This is a genomic window from Bradyrhizobium sp. LTSP857 (assembly GCF_000938285.1).
In the GTDB taxonomy this organism is placed as follows: domain Bacteria; phylum Pseudomonadota; class Alphaproteobacteria; order Rhizobiales; family Xanthobacteraceae; genus Bradyrhizobium.
The window spans coordinates 80456-97803 of the sequence record NZ_JYMS01000035.1 but is presented as its reverse complement, the minus strand read 5'-3'; the positions used below and the strand labels follow the sequence as shown (position 1 = coordinate 97803).

The following is a 17348-nucleotide window of genomic DNA, read 5'->3' as shown; positions in this document are numbered from 1 at the left end:
TCAATGCCCGGCCGCGCGCTTTGCCGCGGCATTGTTCAGTACGATAAGCGCATCGACCGCAACGCCGGTCCGGGTGTTGATCAGGAACGGATTGATGTCGATCGAGGCGATCCGGTCGCCGGCGTCCGCGATCAAATTGGACAGGCCGACCAGCGCCTTCACCGCGGAGGCCTCGTGCAGCGCCGGCTTGCCGCGATAGCCGCGCATCTTGATGCCGGCCTTGGTGCGGCCGATCAGGAGCCGCGCCTCGGCTTCGTTCAGCGGCGCGCCGGCGAGCGCTACGTCCTTCATCAGCTCGATGTCGATGCCGCCGGTGCCGAACAGCACGACCGGCCCCATCTCGGCATCAAGGGAGGCGCCGACCACGAGTTCGAGGTCGGCCTTGACCTGCTGCGCGATCAGGATGCCGTCGAGCTTCGGCTTGCCCTTCAGCTTGTTTACCCGCGCGGTGATGTCGGCAAACGCCTTCTTCACCTCGGCTGCGCTGTTGAGGTTCAGCACCACGCCGCCAATATCGGACTTGTGCAAAATCTCGGCGCTGACGAGCTTGGCCACGACCGGAAAGCCGATCTGCTTGGCGGTCTTCACGGCGTCCGCAGCCGTCTGCGCGATTCCCTCCTTCGAGACCGGGATGCCATAGGCCTTCAAGAGCTTCTTCGAGGCGACCTCGTCGAGGGCGGCGCCGCTTGCCGATCTCAGCGCTTTCTCCAGCATCGCGCGCGCGGCTGGCTTCGAGCTCGAGATGATCTCAGGCACTTCCTTGCGCAGCCTGGCATAGTCGAGCAGTGATTTGATCGCGGTCACCGCGCGGTCCATGCCCTGCATCACCGCGAGATGCGGCAGCGATTTGCGCAAGCCCTTGGTGAACTCGGTGAAGCCGATCGACATCGCGCTGATATAGATCACGGGCTTCGAGGCCCGGCTCGCCATCTCGTCGACGATACGCAAATTGCGCTCCCGCAGCTCATGCGGTGCCTTCGGCAGCTCTGCATCGACGATGACGATGTCGATGTCGGGATCGTCGATCATCAGCTTGATCGACCTCATGTAGACGGAGGGATCGACCACCGCGGCAAAGCCGGCGTCGAGCGGATTCCCGACAATCGAGCCCGGCCCGAGCATTTTTGCAAGCTCGGAGCTGACATGCCCGCTCAGCGGCGCGAAGTTGAGACCTGCGGCGTAGAAAGCATCGATCAGCATGCCGCGCTTGCCGCCGGACAACGTGACGGCGGCGAGCCGGTCGCCTTTGGGCACCGCGGCGTGGACGAAGCATTCGGTGGTTTCGATCAGCTCGTCGAGCCCGCGTACGCGGATCACGCCCTCGCGCGTCGCGATCGCATCGAACGTCTCGATCGAGCCGGCGAGCGCGCCGGTGTGCGCCATCGCGGCGGCACGGCCACCCTCGGACGATCCGAGCTTCAGCGCGATCACCGGCTTGCTGGCGGCACGCGCGGCCTTGCAGGCGTCGCGAAACGCCTTGGTGTTGCGCACACCTTCGAGATAAACCACGATCACCTTGATGCTCGGATCCTCGGCGAAATAGCGCATCAGGTCCGGCGTCTCGAGCCCGGCCTCGTTGCCGGTCGTCACCATGTAGCCGACCCCGACGCCGCGATCCTCCAGCGCCTGCCGGATCGCCATGACGATGGCGCCGGATTGCCCGGCGATCGCCACCGCGCCTTGTTCCATGGTGACGATGCGGTCGTCGATATTGGTGAAGAGCTTTTCGCCGGCGCTCAGATTGCCGAGGCAATTCGGGCCGGTGACGGCCAGCCCCGTCTCGCGTATGGCCGCTTGCAATTCGGCGGCGAGCTTCTGGCTCGCCTCATCCTGCAACTCGCTGAAGCCCGAGGTGACGATGGTGGCCGAACGCGCGCCGGCTGCAGCCGCGTCGCGGATCACCTGCACGGCGAAGCGCGCTGGCACCAGCACCAGAACGTGGTCGGGCTTCTCGGGGAGGCTGGCAAAATCCTTGAAGCAGGGCACGCCCCAGATGGTCTCGCGCTTGGCGTTGACTGGGTAGAGCCCACCCTCGAAACCGTATTTGACCAGATTGTTCCAGATGCGCTCGGCGTAGTTGCCGGGTTTGTCGGTCGCGCCCACCAGCACGATGTTGTGCGGATGCAACATGGCGTGGATGCCCTTGACGATGTCGCTGGCATCGGGCGGCGGAGACCATGGGCGCGGAGAAACCGACGCGGCAGAGATCTGGGCTTCCATGGTGTGACCTCACCTGTTGTTCTTCTTGGTGGTGCGTCACGTGGTTGTATGGCGAGTTGCGTGGGGTGGCAACCAGCAGGGCTGCATGCCGCATGGCGGAATGCGCAGCGATGTAGGCGGATCGCAATCGATGCATTCAATCGTCGGCTCGAATCGTCGCCTCAGTATCGCAACACGCCCCACTTGTAACCGTAGTGATAGGCCAGTTGCTGCGCGAGATAAGGGGCGATGGCGCGGCGGATCTGCATCTGCGTCGGTTCGAAGCCGAGGACGCGTCGGCGCAAGATGCCCATTTCCCTGACACCGACCGAATAAGTTGCCGCGGTCTTTTGTGCGTCATGGATGCGGAAGCAGGCAAGAAACCGCGGCAGGCGCACGAACTTGAATCCGGCGGCCTGCGCCCGCAGGATGAAGTCCCAGTCCATTGCGTAGTGGAAGTTTTCGTCGATCGGTCCGATCCTGTCCCACACGCGCTTGCGCCAGAACATCGTCTCCTGCGGAATGTAGTCGGCAAATTGCAGCGCCTTGCCGTCATGGCGCGGCAGCACGGCACGGCCGACCTCGAGCCCCTCGCGATCGACGAAGACGCGATGGCCGTAGACGATATCGACGTCCGGATGCTCCGTGAAGTAGTCGGCGACATAGGCGAGCGTCCCGGGCAGCAGCATGTCGTCGCTGTTGAGATAGGCCATGATCTCGCACTCGACGCCAGCGAAGCCGAGATTGATCGCGGTGGACTGCCCGTTGTCCGGCTCGCTGTTCCAGCTGATGCGATCACCGCGGCTCTTCAGGAGATCGAGCGTGCCGTCGATCGAGGCGCCGTCCTGCACGTGATAGTAGAGGTTCGGATAATCCTGGCTAACGATGCTGTCGATCGTGGCGCCGAGATATTGCACCTGGTTGTAGCTCGGCGTGACCATCGCCATCCGCGGCGCACGCGCAGGAACCGCGGGCGCGGGCTTGAACGCGTTCAGGTTGAGAAGTCGCGGCGGATATTGCTCGAATGTCCACATCGGCGGACGCCGCCAGAGGCTGCGAAGTGAGCTGCGTCGCTGCCCGGCTGCAATGAGATCCAGGTTCCTTTCCAGTAGCGCGACGCGGTTTTCGAGCTGCTCGAGACGCTGCTTGAACTCTTCGTCCATTAAATACTTTCTTCGTGCTCACTATAAAATAAAAGAGGAAACCAACGGGCCGTTCTTATTAAGTCTACGGTCGGGGGCGCCAGTTCAGCGGCTCCATCAACACGCCTGTCCGGCACGCCATGGGCTGTTCGAGAGGGTGCGGTCGACCCGTGCGGGCTGATTGTGAACCGTCATCCATCGGTTCCAATCAGCGTGGCATGAAGGATATAGCGCTCGGGACCCGGCGTGACGGCGTCGAATGGCCAGCAGGTTGTTAACACGAGTTCAAAATCCTGCGTTGCAACATCAATGCCCGACGCGTCGAAGCGAACCACGCTGGAGGCGTCCGCGCGATAGCGAAAGTGCTTGCCATCGCTGCGCGTGACCTCGATCACGTCCCCTATGGCAACGTTCCGCAGGAAGCGGAAATGCGTGTCGCGATGCGCGGCATATACCGCAATACCGCGCTCGCCCGCATCAACCGTTTGGTCGATATGACCGGGGCCGAAGGCAAGCGCCTGGCCGCTCGTGCCAGCGAGCACGATGGCGCTGGCGCCGATCCGCTTCACCTCGATCCGTGCGACCGGCCAGGTATCGGCCCATGACCATGGCTTGACGGCCTCGCCGGTCGCCAGGCTCCTGTCGAACGCGCGCTCCAGCAGCACCTGCGCAAGCCACGCCTTGGCGTGAATATAGGCGCCGTCGCCGAACAGGATGAGGCCGACGAGCGCGAGAGCGAGAGGAGAGATGAGGCGGGGCATGATGTCTCCCGTCATTGCGAGCGAAGCGAAGCAATCCAGACTGTCTCCGCGGCGGCAGTCTGGATTGCTTCGTCGTTTCGCGCCTCGCAATGACAGTAAAAAAGGCGCGCGCGGCTGTTTGGACGGGGACGGGCAGCCGCGCGCGCTAAGCAAGAGGAGTTCGGGGGCTCCTCTCTCAAGCGGCGTCAGTGAGCAAGGGCCGACGTCGGTTGAACACGAACAGGATCAGGGCGAGCACGATCAGGATCAGGCCTGCGATCATCTTGAGCTCGGCCGAGGTTGCGGTCTTGGGCAGGCGGATCGCGTCGGGCGCGACAGGGGCCGGCCGCCTTGCCGCGCGTTGGCCGCCTGCATCGGCGCGGCGTTCGCGCAACTGCGTCGGCGCCTGCTGCGGTTGTTCGCCAAAGACTTTCGCGAAGTCCCAGCCAGCCGGCAGGTTGATGGGCAGCTCGCTGAGCTTAAGCGGCTCGCCTGCGGGACGGCTCGGCGTCTTGTCGACTGCAACGAGGCTGGTCAGCCGCGTGACGATCTGATGGTCGAGCGCCAGCGCCAGGATCGCCTTGTCGGTATCTTCCGGCGTCATTTCGTGCATGGTGCGCGCCACTTCCGCATCGCCGATCTTGCGCTTGGCCCAGAGCTTTGACAGGCCTTTGCCTTCGGCGGCATTTTGCAGCGGCAGCGTCACCGACCACGGGCGGTCGCCGACGCGTCCCTTGATTTCGAGCGAGCCTGCGAGCTTGTCGAGCTTCGCCGCCAGCACCAGCGGCTCGTCGCGATAGACGTCGGGAATGATCGCCGGCGTGACGTCGGCTTTGGCCTCGGAGAATTTGACGGTGAGGCCGGTGACGGCGGGGTTCTCCAGCTTGGCGAACAGGCCGCGCATGCGCTCCTCGACCTGCTCGACGGAGCCGATATGGGTGAAGGCGCCGCGGCCGAGTTCAGCGGCGCGCGTCATCAGATAGGTGTTGGGCGCGGACCCGATGCCGATCATGAAGATGCGCGAGCGGCCGCGCATCGCCGTGATCGTCTCGAACAATTGCTGCTCGTTGCCGATCGCGCCGTCGGTCAGGAACACGATTTGGCGGACCATGCTGGTCTCGCCAAGCTTGTCGGTCAGCGCCGCACGCATTGCCGGCACCATCTCGGTGCCGCCGCGCGCCTGCAACGCACTCACGAACGAGGTCGCCTCGCCGACATGCGCCGCGTCGGCCGGCACCGAGGCCGGAAACAGCACGTCCATGGTGTCGTCGAAACGGATGACATTGAAGCGGTCGTTCGGCTGAAGGCGGCCCAGCGCATAAAGCAGGCTCGCCTTGGCCTGCTCGATCGAGGTGCCACCCATCGAACCGGAGTTGTCGATCACGAACACCACTTCGCGCGGCAGCGGCTTCTGCACCGTCTGCTCAGCCGTGGGCGGCGTGACGAAGGCGAGGAGGTAGTCGGCATCGCCGACATGTTCGCGGAACAGGCCGACCGACGGCGCCTTCTCTGCGGCCGGCTTCCAGGTCAGCTCGAAATCGCGATCGGCGGGGACAGTGCCCTCGGAAAGTGTGACGACACGCGTCGTGCTGTCAGGGCTCTCGACCTTGACGTTGTGGTGGTGGCTCTTCACCTCGCCGAGCGCAAAACCGGCCTTCAGACGCACAGTGATGCTGGTCGGATTGACCGGCTGGTTCTTGGCAGGGTCGAGCATAGGCGAGGCGATGCGGTCGCGGTCCGGCACCGGGTCCGATGTGGTCGCGCCCCAGCCGGAACCGTCCCGGCGGAAGTCGACGCTCTGCACGATCGGCGCCGGATTGTAACGCGGGGCGACCACGAGCGGCACGCGCAGCGCATATTCGTTGCCGGATTGATGCACCGGCTCCTGGTATTCGATCTGCACCAGCACGGTCTCGCCGGGACCGATATTGGCGACCGAGTTGGTGAAGATGTTGGGCCGCTCCTGTTCGGTGAGCGCAGCTGTCTGTCCGGCGCGGCGCGCCTGCTCGTAGATCACGCGTGCCTGCTGACGCTCCTTGATGTCGCCGACAATGACGCGGTCGCCGACCACCATCTTCAGCGTATCGACCGCGCCGTCGTTGGCGAGCGGATAGACATAGGTCGCCTCGACCCAGTCCTTGGTCGGGTTGCGGAACACCTGCGTGACGCGGGCGCGCAGCGTCGGGCCGGACACCGTGATGTCGACATCGATGCCGAGGCGGACGGCTTCCGTGTAGGCGCCATCTTCCTTCAGGAGGAGGGTGCCGGAGCGGGCGTCGCCAGGTTGGAGCAGGCTTGCCTGCTCCGTCGTCGCCGACCAGCTGGGCTCAAAGCTCACCAGCAGGGCTACGAAGCCGACCAGCAGCACGGCCACGCCCTGGACCAGAAGAAACAATCCGAGCTTGATCAACCTGTCCAGCAGGGGATGCTCGTTGCTGTCGTCCGCGTCGTAGGTATCCATTTGGCCTGCTCCCGAAGGGTGTTTGACGACACCGAGCATCGGCCGGGAGGGGCTGATGTCGCGAGCAGAATGATCGGCAATGTTCCGCCGCGGCTGGCCTTGGCGGTCCGGCGCCGGGGCGGCCATGTCCGGTTTTGTGCTGACTTGTCCGCCCTGCTAGACTGACGCCCATGGAGCAGGGTTAACGATGCAGACCCAGGATAAACTCTCCGACAAGCAGCTTTCGGACGAGCAAAGTCGCGAGATCGCCGAGACAATCCGTGAGGAGCTCGCCAGACGCCGGATCTCGCGGCAGGCGCTGGCCGAGCAGGCCAAGCTCAGCCTGTCGACGCTGGAAAAGGTGCTCGGCGGGCGCCGGCCGTTCACGCTGGCAACGACGGTCCGGCTGGAGCAGGCGCTGGGCGTGTCCTTACGCAAAAGCGCGGTCGTGGTGGCGCCTTCGGCCGCAAACGATGTCGCGCCGGACAGCCTAGGCTCCTATTCGCATCGCGCGGTGACCTGGCTCGAAGACGTCTACATCACGCTGCGGCCGTCGTTCGGCGACAAGGATGCGATCTTCGCCTACCGCACCGCAATCGTCTGGGAGCCAAAGGTCTCGTCGCTGGTCTTCCGTGAGGGCGAGCGGACGGATGCGGCCTATGAGCACACCGGCGAGGTCGCGGTACCGCACCAATCCGGTTTCATCTATCTCGTCATCAACAAGCATGGCCAGCATCGCGTGATTACGGTGTCGCGGCCGACGGTGGCCGGCGAGATGTACGGTATCATCTCGACGCTACGCGCCGGCTCGGGTTCGCAACTGACGCCGATTGCGGCGCCGATCGCTTATGTGCCGGCACGCAACATCGGCGATCCCGCCGTGGGCCGGATCGGGTCCGACCATGCGAACTACAAGCTGTATCGCGATCACCTTCGGCGTACCGTCGATGAGTCCTTTGCTCTGTTTCTGCCCGCCTAGACCTGCGCCCGTGTCGGCGCCTCGCGCGATCATCTTAAGGAATGAAATCCGGCATGAGTCCCGACCGACCCATGTTCTCCGTCATCATCCCGCTCGAATATCACCGCGGGCAGTGGGAGCAATCCTGGCTTGGCTGGACTTCGCAGACCGCGGACAAATCTCTCTACGAGATCATCCTGGTCGTGCCGCCCGATTTCACGGCGTGCGATGAGCTGAAGGCGCTCGCCGGCGATAGGGCACGTCTCGAATTCACCGAGTCCGTTCACGACATCGGGCTTTGCGCATTCGGCGCCACCAAAGCCCGTGGCAGCTATCTGTTCTTCACGGAATCGCATTGCCGGCCCGAGCCTGACGTGATCGAGCTCTGCATCCGCGCGATCGACGCCCATCCCGATTGGGCGGGATTCTCCTGCCGGTCAGTCCCGATCTGCCACAACCGCCTGTCGGAAGCCGAGGCTGCGATGTACCAGGCCGACATCGAGTTCGGCATGACGCAGCACCCCTGGCGCAAGGTGCTGGACCAGTGCTTCGTGACGCGGCGCGACGTCTACGAGGAATGCGGGGGCCTGCGCGCCGAGCTCGGCCATTTCGCCGAATGGGTGCTCGCCGCCGGATATTTCGCGCGGGGCTATTCCATCGGCTATCTGGAAGAGGCACGCTTTCATCACTACTACGTCGGCCGGATCAGCGAGCTGAAGACATTCACGCTTGATTTCGTGCAGGGCGAGATTCGCTATTTCAGCGAGGCGGCCCACGATCCCGGCAGCGAACTGCTCGAAATTCCCATCGAATGGAGCACGCGAGATAATTTCGATGCATCGCTTGCCCGCGATGCGTTGAGCGCACTGGTGCGTTATAGCCTTGCGGGCCGGGGTTGGAGGCGGCCCGACGAGAAGCTGCGTGCCTTCTGGCGTTGGACCGAGCTGGTGCTGTACGGCGACCTCCGCGCACGTGCCACGGCGCGCCTCGCCGTTGCGCATGCGCGCACGGTCCTGACCGCACTGACGGTGATCGGGTCGAGAGCAGCTATCGCACGATGGATGAAGCGCTACATCGCATCGCTGATCCGGCTTCAGCGGCTCGACTGTATCCGTCGCGTTAGCGGGCACGCCAAATCTGCCACGGGACTGCTTGGCGATCACGTCATTGCGCAACTCGGATTCCACGCCGTGGAATCATCAGCCGGCTACACATTTCGCTGGAGCGAGCCACAGGCGGCCGTCCGCATCAAGGGCGTTCCGGGTCGCAACGTAGTTTGCATCCGAAGTCCCGCCCTCCGCGCGCCGCTGGACAAGATCGACGCGCATTTCTATCTCGACGGCGCACGCGTCAACCCTGCTGCGATCGCGATTGGTTGTGACCGCTATACGCTGAGCCTCGACCTGCCGCCCTCAGGCATCGCCACCCTTGCATGGGCATGTCCGGTGTTGAGAGGCGTCGGCGATTCGCGCCGTCTTGGCCTTTCTATCGTGTCCGTCGACGTGCAGCAGGATGAAAAAGAATAGCGGCCCTTCGGCCGCTATTCGGGATTTCAGGCGGGTAGGTTAGGTCGAACTAGCCGCCGGTTTCGGCGCTGATGATGGGGCCGAACAGTTCCCATTGGCCGCTCTTGAACCGCCACATCTTGAGCTGCTCGATCGGTGCGAAGTCGGTGGACGAAGTGTTGATCTTGATCCCCGGGATCAGCGTGTCGGGGACGAAGTCTTTGAGGCTGGCGGCCTGCTTCATCACGTTCTCACGGGTCAGATTGTCGCCCGACTGCTTGAGCACCTGCACCATCGTCTGGGCTGCGGCATAGGCGTAGACCAAATTGGCATCCGAAATGTTCGCGCCGGGCATGTATTTGTCGATGAAGGTCATGAACTTCTTCATGCCCTCATCGTCCTTCCACTGCGGATCCGACGCATCCTTCAGATAACCGGCTGACAGCACGCCTTCGGATGCTTCGAGGCCAGCCGGCTTCATCACCGCACCGATCGACACCGAGACGTCCGTCATCAGGTGCATCGGCTTCCAGTCCAGCTCCGCGATCTTCTTGATCGCCTGCGCCGCGAACTTCGGAGTCGCAATGTTGACGAAAGTATCGGCGCCGGTGCCCTTGAGCTTGACGATATGGGCATCGATCGAAGGCTCCGACGTCTCGTAGCTCTCTTCGGCCACGATCAGCTTCGACGCCTTGTCGCCAAACACGTCCTTGATACCGGCGAGATAGTCTTTGCCGAAATCGTCATTGGCGTAGAAGATCGCAACCTTCGCGTCCGGCTTCTCCTTCAGAATGTACTTGGCGAAGATTTGTGCCTCGACCCGATAACTGGGCTGGAAGCCCATGGTCCAGGGAAAGCTCTTCGGGTCGTTCCACTTGCTGGCGCCGGTGGCGAGGAAGAGCTGCGGCACCTTCTTCGAGTTGTGATATTTCTGCACGGCGGTCTGGGTCGGCGTACCCAGCGCGTTGAAGACGAGGAAGACCTCGTCGCTCTCGATCAGCTTGCGGATTTGCTCCACAGTCTTCGGCGGCGAATAGCCGTCGTCATAGGAGATCCAGTTGATCTTGCGGCCGTTGATGCCGCCCTGGTCATTGATCATCTTGAAGTAGGCTTCTTCGGTCTTGCCGATCACGCCGTAGGCGGAAGCAGGACCGGAATAGGCCTCGACATTGCCGATCTTGATCTCGGTGTCGGTGACGCCGGTGTCGTACGCTTTCTGCGCGTAGGCACCCTGGGCCGTGAGGAGCGTCAGAGCTGTTGTCGCGGCAAGCAGGGAGAGTTTCCTGTTCATGAAAATTCCTTGGGGTTTCTTGGTTGGGGCAGGCACGTCAGAAAAGAAGAAGCGCCCGCGAGAGGGGCGCTTTGGTCAGGCGTTGGCGACTTTCTTGTCGACTTCCGAGGTCGCCGAAAATTCCTTTCGCAAGGTCGGCTTGTGGATCTTGCCGGTGGCATTGCGCGGCAGGGCTTCGACGAAGCGAACCTGACGCGGGCATTTGAAGCGCGCGAGATTGGCCGCACAATGTGTGAAGACGTCCGCCTCCGTCAGCCGTTGACCCGGCTTGACCGCGACGATGGCGAGGCCGACCTCGCCCCATTGCGGATCGGCAATGCCGATCACCGCAGCTTCCGCGATTGCCGTGAGCTGGTGCAGGACGTTCTCGACCTCGGCCGGATAGACGTTCTCGCCACCGGAGATGTACATGTCCTTCCAGCGATCGACGATGTAGTAGAAGCCTTCCTCATCGACGCGGGTTGCATCGCCCGTGTGCAGCCAGCCGTCTGTGAAGGACGTCTTGTTCGCTTCCGGCCTGTTCCAGTAGCCCGGTGTAATGTTCGGCCCCTTGACCCAGAGCTCACCGAGCTCGCCGACATCGGCATCGCTGCCGTCGGGGCGCACGATACGCACTTCCGTGTGCAGCACCGGCTTGCCGGCGGAGCCCGCCTTCCGCGCCGCATCCTCGCGGTCGAGCACCAGCACGGCCGGCGACGTCTCGGTCATGCCGTAACCTTGCTGGAGCGCAACGCCGCGCGCCTCCCATACCTTCAATAGCGGCACCGGCATCGGTGCGCCGCCAACACCGCCGACGATCAGCCGGCCGAGATCGGTCGTCGCGAACGCTGGATGCTGCGCCATGAACTGGTAGATCGCAGGCACGCCGAAGAACACGTTGATGCCCAGAGCGGGATCGTTGATCAGGCCGAGCGCGGTGCCGGGATCGAAGGCGCGCATGATCTGCACGGTGCCGCCGGCATGCAGCACTGGATTGGTGTAGCAATTCAGTCCGCCGGTGTGGAACAGCGGCAGCACAGTGAGCAGCACCGAAGACGGCCCGATGCAGGCGGGGCCGCCGAGATTGACGCAATTCCAGAAGGTCATGCCGTGGGTGATGGTCGCGCCCTTCGGATGCCCCGTCGTGCCCGACGTGTACATGATGGTCGAGACGTCATCGAGGGTGACTTCCTCGATGCGGTCGAGCGGCTTTGCGGCGGCGATGCCGGCTTCATAGGAGCCGCCGGGACCCATCAATAGACTCGTCGCGACGCCGCAGAGCTTCGCCACCGTCAGCGCCGTATCGGCCAGATCGGTGTCATGGATCATCACCTTCGGCGCGCAATCGCCGGTGATGAACTGAAGCTCGGGAACGGTGAGGCGGGTGTTGAGCGGCACGAAGACGGCGCCGAGCCGGCCGCAGGCGAACTGCACCTCCAGCGTATCGGTCGTGTTCAGCGCCAGCACCGCGACGCGATCGCCGCGCGAGATTTTTAACGTGTGACGGAGGAATGAGGCGAGGCGTGAGACGCGCGCATCGAGCTGTGAATAGGTGAAGCGGCGCTCGCTCGCGAGATCGATGACCGCGACCTTGCCGGGCGTGCGGCGGCCATGATGGGCGATCCAGTCGTAGTAACGAACGGCCAAAAATTCCTCCCTCGGCGGTCTGGTGCCGCCTGCCTTTTTATTGCCGTGCACCATGCCCGGCGTGGCCTTGGGAGGCCAGCCGGAGTTTTGTGCAGCACGTCTTTTTTGAACCGGAGTTGGCCTGCGAGGGGCGAAAACCGTCTTGCGTTGAGTTGCTAGGCCTTGGCCCGTCCGAAGCGGCGTTCCCATCCAGCCACTCCGCGCAAGTGAGCCGCCAATGTTCCGGCCATGGTGGAACGAGACGAGTCGAAGGCGAAAGCGATGAAGAGCCCGTTCTATACCGCCGAGCACGACGCCTTCCGCGAAATGATGCGCCGCTTCGTCGAGAAGGAGATCGCGCCATTTGCCCATGAATGGGACGAGGCCGGCGAATTCCCGCGTGCGCTCTATCGCAAGGCCGCCGAGATCGGACTGCTGGGGCTCGGATTTCCCGAGGAATATGGCGGGATCTCTGCCGACCAGTTCATGAAGATCGTGGCGAGCCAGGAGCTGGCGCGGGCGGGCGCTGGCGGCATCAGCGCCAGCCTGATGAGTCACACCATCGGCTCGCCGCCGATCGCGCGCGCGGCGCGCCCCGAGGTTAGGGCACGCGTGCTGCCGCAGGTGCTGTCAGGCGAAAAGATATCCGCGCTCGCCATCACCGAGCCGGGCGGCGGTTCGGATGTGGCAAACCTCAGCACCAGGGCGCGGCGCGATGGCGATCACTACGTCGTGAGTGGCGAGAAGACCTTCATCACCTCCGGCGTACGCGCCGACTATCTGACCGTTGCCGTGCGCACCGGTGGCGAGGGCGCTGGCGGCGTCAGCCTGCTCCTGATCGAGGGCGACACGCCGGGCTTGTCGCGGACCAAATTGAAGAAGATGGGCTGGTGGGCCTCCGACACCGCGACGTTGCACTTCGACGACTGCCGAGTCCCGGTCGAGAATTTGATCGGCGAGGAGGGCCAGGGCTTCAAGATCATCATGCAGAATTTCAACAGCGAGCGCATCGGCATGGCTGCGAGCTGCACCGCCTTCGCCCGCGTCTGCCTCGACGAGGCAATTGCCTACGCCAAGGAGCGCAAGACGTTTGGCAAACCGCTCGCCCAGCACCAGGTGATCCGCCACAAGATCGTGGACATGGCGCAGAAGGTCGCGGCATCGCAAGCGATGCTGGAGATGCTGGCCTGGCGGCTGGAGCAGGGCGAAAGCCCGGTCGCGGAAATCTGCATGATGAAGAACCAGGCGACCCAGACCATGGCGTTCTGTGCTTCCGAAGCCGTGCAGATTTTCGGTGGCGCCGGCTTCATGCGCGGCATCAAGGCCGAGCGCATCTACCGCGAAGTCAAGGTCAACGCCATCGGCGGCGGCACCGAGGAGATCATGAAGGATCTGGCCAGCCGGCAGATGGGGTTGTGACGAGGAAGAAATGCTGTTCACCGCCGACCACGACGACATCCGCCGCTCCTTGCAAAAATTCATCGCCAACGAGATCAATCCCCATGTCGATGAATGGGAGAAGGCCGACATCTTCCCGGCACACGCGCTGTTCAAGAAGATGGGCAGCCTTGGCTTCCTCGGCCTCAACAAGCCGGTCGAATTCGGCGGCTCGGGCCTCGACTATTCCTATGCGCTGATGATGGCGGAGGAGCTCGGCGCGATCACATGCGGCGGCGTGCCGATGGCGATCGGGGTGCAGACCGATATGGCGACGCCGGCGCTGGCGCGATTCGGCTCGGATGAGGTGCGACGCGAGTTTCTCAGCCCTTCGATCTCCGGCGAGTTTGTTGCCTGCATCGGCGTCTCCGAGCCCGGCGCGGGCTCCGACGTCGCTTCGATCAAGACCAATGCGCGCTCGGACGGCGACGACTACGTCATCGATGGCGGCAAGATGTGGATCACCAACGGCACCCAGGCCGACTGGATCTGCCTGCTCGCCAACACCGGCGATGGCCCCGTTCACCGCAACAAGTCGCTGATTTGCGTGCCTATGAAGGCCAAGGGCGTCACGGTGGCGCGAAAACTCGACAAGATGGGCATGCGATCATCCGATACCGCCCAAATCTTCTTCGACAATGTTCGCGTGCCCAAGCGCAACCGGATCGGCGAGGAGGGCAAGGGCTTTACCTACCAGATGATCCAGTTCCAGGAAGAGCGGCTCTGGGGCGCAGCCGCCTGCCTCAAGGCACACGAATATATCATCAACGAGACCATCGAATACACAGGCAACCGCAAAGCCTTCGGGAAGTCGATCCTCGACAACCAGGTGGTGCACTTCAAGCTCGCGGAGATGCAGACCGAGGTCGAGTTGCTGCGCGCGCTGATCTATCGCGCCGCCGAGCAGCTGGTCGCTGGCGAGGACGTCACAAAACTTGCGACCATGGCCAAGCTGAAAGCCGGCCGGCTCGGGCGCGAGCTCACCGACGCCTGCTTGCAATATTGGGGCGGAATGGGCTTTACCAACGAGACGCCGGTTAGTCGCGCCTATCGCGACAGCCGTCTGACCTCGATCGGCGGTGGCGCCGACGAGGTCATGCTGATGGTCCTGTGCAAGATGATGGGCACGCTGCCTGGCAGCAAAGGAAGCTCTTGATGATCACGCTCTATCACTGCGATGCCGCCCGCTCGTTCCGTCCGCTCTGGATGCTGGAGGAGATGGGGCTTCGTTACGAACTGAAGATGCTGCCGTTCCCGCCGCGGGTCTTCGCCAAGGAATACCTCGCACTCAATCCGTTGGGCACGATTCCCTTCATGGTCGACGGCGAGACGAAGATGACGGAGTCTTCGGGCATCTGCCATTATCTCGGCATCAAGCACGGACCGACACCGCTGATGGTTGGCCCCGAGGATCCCGCCTATGGTGCGTTCCTGAACTGGATGTATTTCAGCGACGCGACGTTAACCTTCCCGCAAACGCTGGTGCTCCGCTACACCCAGCTCGAACCGGAGGAGCGCCGCAATCCGCAGGTCGCCACCGACTACGCCAAATGGTTCTTGGGGAGGCTGCGCGCCGTTGAGGCTGCGACCGCGAATGCTGAAACCTTGTGCGCCGGCCGTTTCACCGCCGCCGACATCGTGATCGGCTATGCACTGCGGCTTGCCGAGAGCATCGGGCTCGCCAAGGATTTTGGGCCAAATGTCACAGCCTATTGGGCGCGCTTGCAGCAGCGCGACGGCTTCAAGCGCGCGGTTGCTGCGGAGCAGAAGGCGGGCGTCGAGCAGAATGTTGCGGCGCGGGTGAGGGCATAATCTAACTGGTCGTCCCGGCGAAGGCCGGGACCCATACTCCCAGGGAGATGTTTTGCGAAGATTGGTCGTTCGGGATTAGTACCATCCGCATCGATGGACCTCGCGGTATGGGTCGCGGCCTTCGCCGGGACGACGATGATGCTGGATCGGTTCCGGGAGCCTCCCGGGCTGCCGTCCCTTGCGCGCCGTGGCAGCGCTATCCTGTCGTGACAGCGCCCAAATTTCCGCTAAGGTGACCCCCGTCCGCAGCGGCCAGAGAGCCGCGCGAGGAGGACCGCCAATGGAAGATCTGGGTCGCGAATCCGACCATTTGATGCTGATCACGCCGGAACGGGTGTTTTATGCCGGCCTGCTCGGCCGCCCCCGCAAGCGGATCCCCGGTTGCTGCCACGTCTATGTCGCGGTGAAAGGCAGCCTGCATCTGACGCTCGACGACGCGTTCGCCAAAGGCGAGCTGTTCGTCACCCTGCCGAACCAGCGGCACTCCATTGCCAGCGACTACCGCACCGCAATCAGCGTGACGCTTGAGCCGGAAAGCATGTCGGACGGCGTGATCGAGGCCTTGGCCGAGCGGTTGACCGGACCCGACAGGGCCGCCTATGCCCGCAAAATTCTCGCCGCTTACGCGCTGCTGCGCCAGCGCCGCTATAACGACATCACGACCGCCGAATTCGACGAGATGTGTTTTGGCGAGGCGCTGCCGCGCCGCGTGCTCGACCCCCGCGTGATGCGCGCCGTCGCCCGCATTGGTCGCTTCACGGGTGAGCCCGTGACGGCGGATACATGCGCGGCCGAGGCAGGGCTCTCGGCCTCGCGCTTCCTGCACCTGTTCAAGGAGGAGACCGGCATCTCGTTCCGTTCCTTCCGCGCCTGGAAGCGCGCGCGCCATCTGCTGCACTTCGCCAACCAGGACCTCAACCTCGCGCATCTGGCTCAGGACATCGGCTATCCCGACTCCACCCATTTCAGCCATTCGATCCGCCGCTTCTATGGCCTGAAGCCGCGCGCGATCTTCGTCGGTTCGCGGGACCTTGCGATCTACCGCAGCACCGAGACGGTGAGGCTGGCTGAGGCGAGCTAGGGACGGTCTCGTAGGGTGGGCAAAGCGAAGCGTGCCCACCGTTTTCCCGGAGCGTCGAGACACGGTGGGCACGGCGCAAGCGCGCCTTTGCCCACCCTACGACAGCTCGCGTTTAGCTAGCTTCTCCGCGCAAGAAGCCACATGCCGCGCGTCACATGATCGCAAGCGTTGAATTCTCAACGTGCGAGACATTTAGGTCATGAGCGACAAGGCCGTCATCACCTGCGCGCTGAACGGCGTGCTCACCGACCCCAAGCAGCACAACGTGCCGGTTACGCCGGAGCAGATGGCACGCGAGGCCAGGGCCGCGTTCGATGCGGGCGCCAGCATCATGCACATCCATCTGCGCCAGCAGGCGCCGAATAAGGGGCATCTGCCGTCCTGGGAGGTCAGCGTCAGCAAAGAGATCCAGCAGGCGATCCGCGAAGCCTGCCCCGGCGTGATCATCAACCACACCTCGGGTGTCTCAGGTCCCAACTACAGCGGCGCGCTCGATTGCATCCGCGAGACCAAACCCGAGATAGCCGCCTGCAACGCCGGCTCGCTGAACTATCTGAAGGTGAAGGCCGACAACAGCTGGGCCTGGCCGCCGATGATGTTCGACAATGCGGTCGAGAAAGTGAAGGACTATCTCGACGTCATGAACGCGGTCGGCACCATCCCCGAGTTCGAATGTTTCGACGTCGGCATCGTCCGTTGCGTCGGCATGTACCATCAGGTCGGGATGTACAAAGGCCCGCTCGAATATAATTTCGTAATGGGCGTGGCGTCCGGCATGCCGTCGGATCCCGACCTGCTGCCGATCCTGATCAAGCTGAAGCGTCCCGAGGCGCATTTTCAGGTCACCGCGATCGGCCGCGAGGAGATCTGGCCGCTGCACCAGCGCTGCGCCGAGCTCGGTGGCCATCTGCGCACCGGCCTCGAGGACGCCTTCTATCTCGCCGATGGCAAGAAGGTGACGTCGAACGGCCAGTTGATCGAGGCCATTGCCGCCTGCGCCCGTCGCGCCGGCCGCGAGATCGCCAGCCCCGCCGAGGCGCGCATGATCTTCGGGACGAATCGGTAAGGGTATCGCCTCACCCGTCATTGCTTCGTCGCTTCCGCCTTCGCTCTTCGAGCTACGGCGGACAAGTCGCTC

General features: G+C 63.5%; 13 protein-coding genes. 7 read left to right on the top strand and 6 right to left on the bottom strand.

Going from position 1 to position 17348, the window contains the following annotated elements; all coding sequences use genetic code 11:
• From UP06_RS22770 to UP06_RS22755, 4 genes are all read right to left on the bottom strand, one after another.
• Complete coding sequence (locus tag UP06_RS22770) at positions 1 to 2220, bottom strand: acetate--CoA ligase family protein (RefSeq protein WP_045005898.1); 2220 nt, start codon at positions 2218 to 2220, stop codon at positions 1 to 3.
• 161 nt (positions 2221 to 2381) lie between these two features.
• The gene (locus UP06_RS22765; RefSeq protein WP_045005897.1) at positions 2382 to 3362 is read right to left on the bottom strand and encodes a glycosyltransferase family 2 protein; all 981 of its coding nucleotides are present in this window, start codon (positions 3360 to 3362) and stop codon (positions 2382 to 2384) included.
• 170 nt (positions 3363 to 3532) lie between these two features.
• A complete protein-coding gene (locus tag UP06_RS22760; protein WP_045006023.1) occupies positions 3533 to 4102 on the bottom strand; it encodes a class GN sortase in 570 nt (189 codons plus the stop codon).
• A gap of 175 nt (positions 4103 to 4277) precedes the next feature.
• Positions 4278 to 6542, bottom strand: coding sequence for a marine proteobacterial sortase target protein (locus UP06_RS22755; RefSeq protein WP_045005896.1), 2265 nt, complete (start codon positions 6540 to 6542; stop codon positions 4278 to 4280).
• A 187-nt stretch (positions 6543 to 6729) separates the two neighbouring features.
• Here UP06_RS22755 and UP06_RS22750 point away from each other — a divergent pair, with 187 nt between their 5' ends.
• Together UP06_RS22750 and UP06_RS22745 are read left to right on the top strand one after the other, a co-directional pair.
• The gene (locus UP06_RS22750; RefSeq protein ID WP_045005895.1) at positions 6730 to 7500 is read left to right on the top strand and encodes a helix-turn-helix transcriptional regulator; all 771 of its coding nucleotides are present in this window, start codon (positions 6730 to 6732) and stop codon (positions 7498 to 7500) included.
• A gap of 53 nt (positions 7501 to 7553) precedes the next feature.
• Positions 7554 to 9005, top strand: coding sequence for a glycosyltransferase family 2 protein (locus UP06_RS22745; RefSeq protein ID WP_245305518.1), 1452 nt, complete (start codon positions 7554 to 7556; stop codon positions 9003 to 9005).
• 49 nt (positions 9006 to 9054) lie between these two features.
• Here the strand turns inward: UP06_RS22745 and UP06_RS22740 are convergent, their stop codons facing one another.
• Positions 9055 to 10275, bottom strand: a complete 1221-nt coding sequence (locus tag UP06_RS22740; RefSeq protein WP_045005893.1) for an ABC transporter substrate-binding protein — start codon at positions 10273 to 10275, stop codon at positions 9055 to 9057.
• 75 nt (positions 10276 to 10350) lie between these two features.
• Positions 10351 to 11901, bottom strand: a complete 1551-nt coding sequence (locus UP06_RS22735) for an acyl-CoA synthetase (protein ID WP_045006022.1) — start codon at positions 11899 to 11901, stop codon at positions 10351 to 10353.
• A 261-nt stretch (positions 11902 to 12162) separates the two neighbouring features.
• Between UP06_RS22735 and UP06_RS22730 the strand changes: the two genes are divergently transcribed.
• From UP06_RS22730 to UP06_RS22710, 5 genes are all read left to right on the top strand, one after another.
• On the top strand, positions 12163 to 13299 hold the full coding sequence (locus UP06_RS22730) for an acyl-CoA dehydrogenase family protein (protein WP_045006021.1): 1137 nt from the start codon (positions 12163 to 12165) through the stop codon (positions 13297 to 13299).
• A gap of 10 nt (positions 13300 to 13309) precedes the next feature.
• Positions 13310 to 14473: an acyl-CoA dehydrogenase family protein gene (locus UP06_RS22725; RefSeq protein ID WP_045005892.1), complete on the top strand. Its 1164-nt coding sequence runs from the start codon at positions 13310 to 13312 to the stop codon at positions 14471 to 14473.
• Positions 14473 to 15129 carry a glutathione S-transferase family protein gene (locus UP06_RS22720; protein WP_045005891.1) on the top strand — a complete coding sequence of 219 codons (657 nt, stop codon included), beginning with the start codon at positions 14473 to 14475 and terminating at the stop codon, positions 15127 to 15129. Before UP06_RS22725 ends, UP06_RS22720 begins: the two co-directional genes overlap by 1 nt.
• A gap of 280 nt (positions 15130 to 15409) precedes the next feature.
• The gene (locus UP06_RS22715; RefSeq protein WP_045005890.1) at positions 15410 to 16210 is read left to right on the top strand and encodes a helix-turn-helix domain-containing protein; all 801 of its coding nucleotides are present in this window, start codon (positions 15410 to 15412) and stop codon (positions 16208 to 16210) included.
• 199 nt (positions 16211 to 16409) lie between these two features.
• Entirely contained in the window at positions 16410 to 17276 is an 867-nt protein-coding gene (locus UP06_RS22710; protein WP_045005889.1) for a beta-keto acid cleavage family enzyme, read from the top strand.
• Positions 17277 to 17348: the final 72 nt, after the last annotated feature.

Bases quoted from the DNA above. Each gene is read 5' to 3' on its own strand.
- UP06_RS22770 (WP_045005898.1), bottom strand. From the start codon at position 2,220: ATGGAAGCCCAGATCTCTGCCGCGTCGGTTTCTCCGCGCCCATGGTCT.
- UP06_RS22765 (WP_045005897.1), bottom strand. From the start codon at position 3,362: ATGGACGAAGAGTTCAAGCAGCGTCTCGAGCAGCTCGAAAACCGCGTC.
- UP06_RS22760 (WP_045006023.1), bottom strand. From the start codon at position 4,102: ATGCCCCGCCTCATCTCTCCTCTCGCTCTCGCGCTCGTCGGCCTCATC.
- UP06_RS22755 (WP_045005896.1), bottom strand. From the start codon at position 6,542: ATGGATACCTACGACGCGGACGACAGCAACGAGCATCCCCTGCTGGAC.
- UP06_RS22750 (WP_045005895.1), top strand. From the start codon at position 6,730: ATGCAGACCCAGGATAAACTCTCCGACAAGCAGCTTTCGGACGAGCAA.
- UP06_RS22745 (WP_245305518.1), top strand. From the start codon at position 7,554: ATGAGTCCCGACCGACCCATGTTCTCCGTCATCATCCCGCTCGAATAT.
- UP06_RS22740 (WP_045005893.1), bottom strand. From the start codon at position 10,275: ATGAACAGGAAACTCTCCCTGCTTGCCGCGACAACAGCTCTGACGCTC.
- UP06_RS22730 (WP_045006021.1), top strand. From the start codon at position 12,163: ATGAAGAGCCCGTTCTATACCGCCGAGCACGACGCCTTCCGCGAAATG.
- UP06_RS22725 (WP_045005892.1), top strand. From the start codon at position 13,310: ATGCTGTTCACCGCCGACCACGACGACATCCGCCGCTCCTTGCAAAAA.
- UP06_RS22720 (WP_045005891.1), top strand. From the start codon at position 14,473: ATGATCACGCTCTATCACTGCGATGCCGCCCGCTCGTTCCGTCCGCTC.
- UP06_RS22715 (WP_045005890.1), top strand. From the start codon at position 15,410: ATGGAAGATCTGGGTCGCGAATCCGACCATTTGATGCTGATCACGCCG.
- UP06_RS22710 (WP_045005889.1), top strand. From the start codon at position 16,410: ATGAGCGACAAGGCCGTCATCACCTGCGCGCTGAACGGCGTGCTCACC.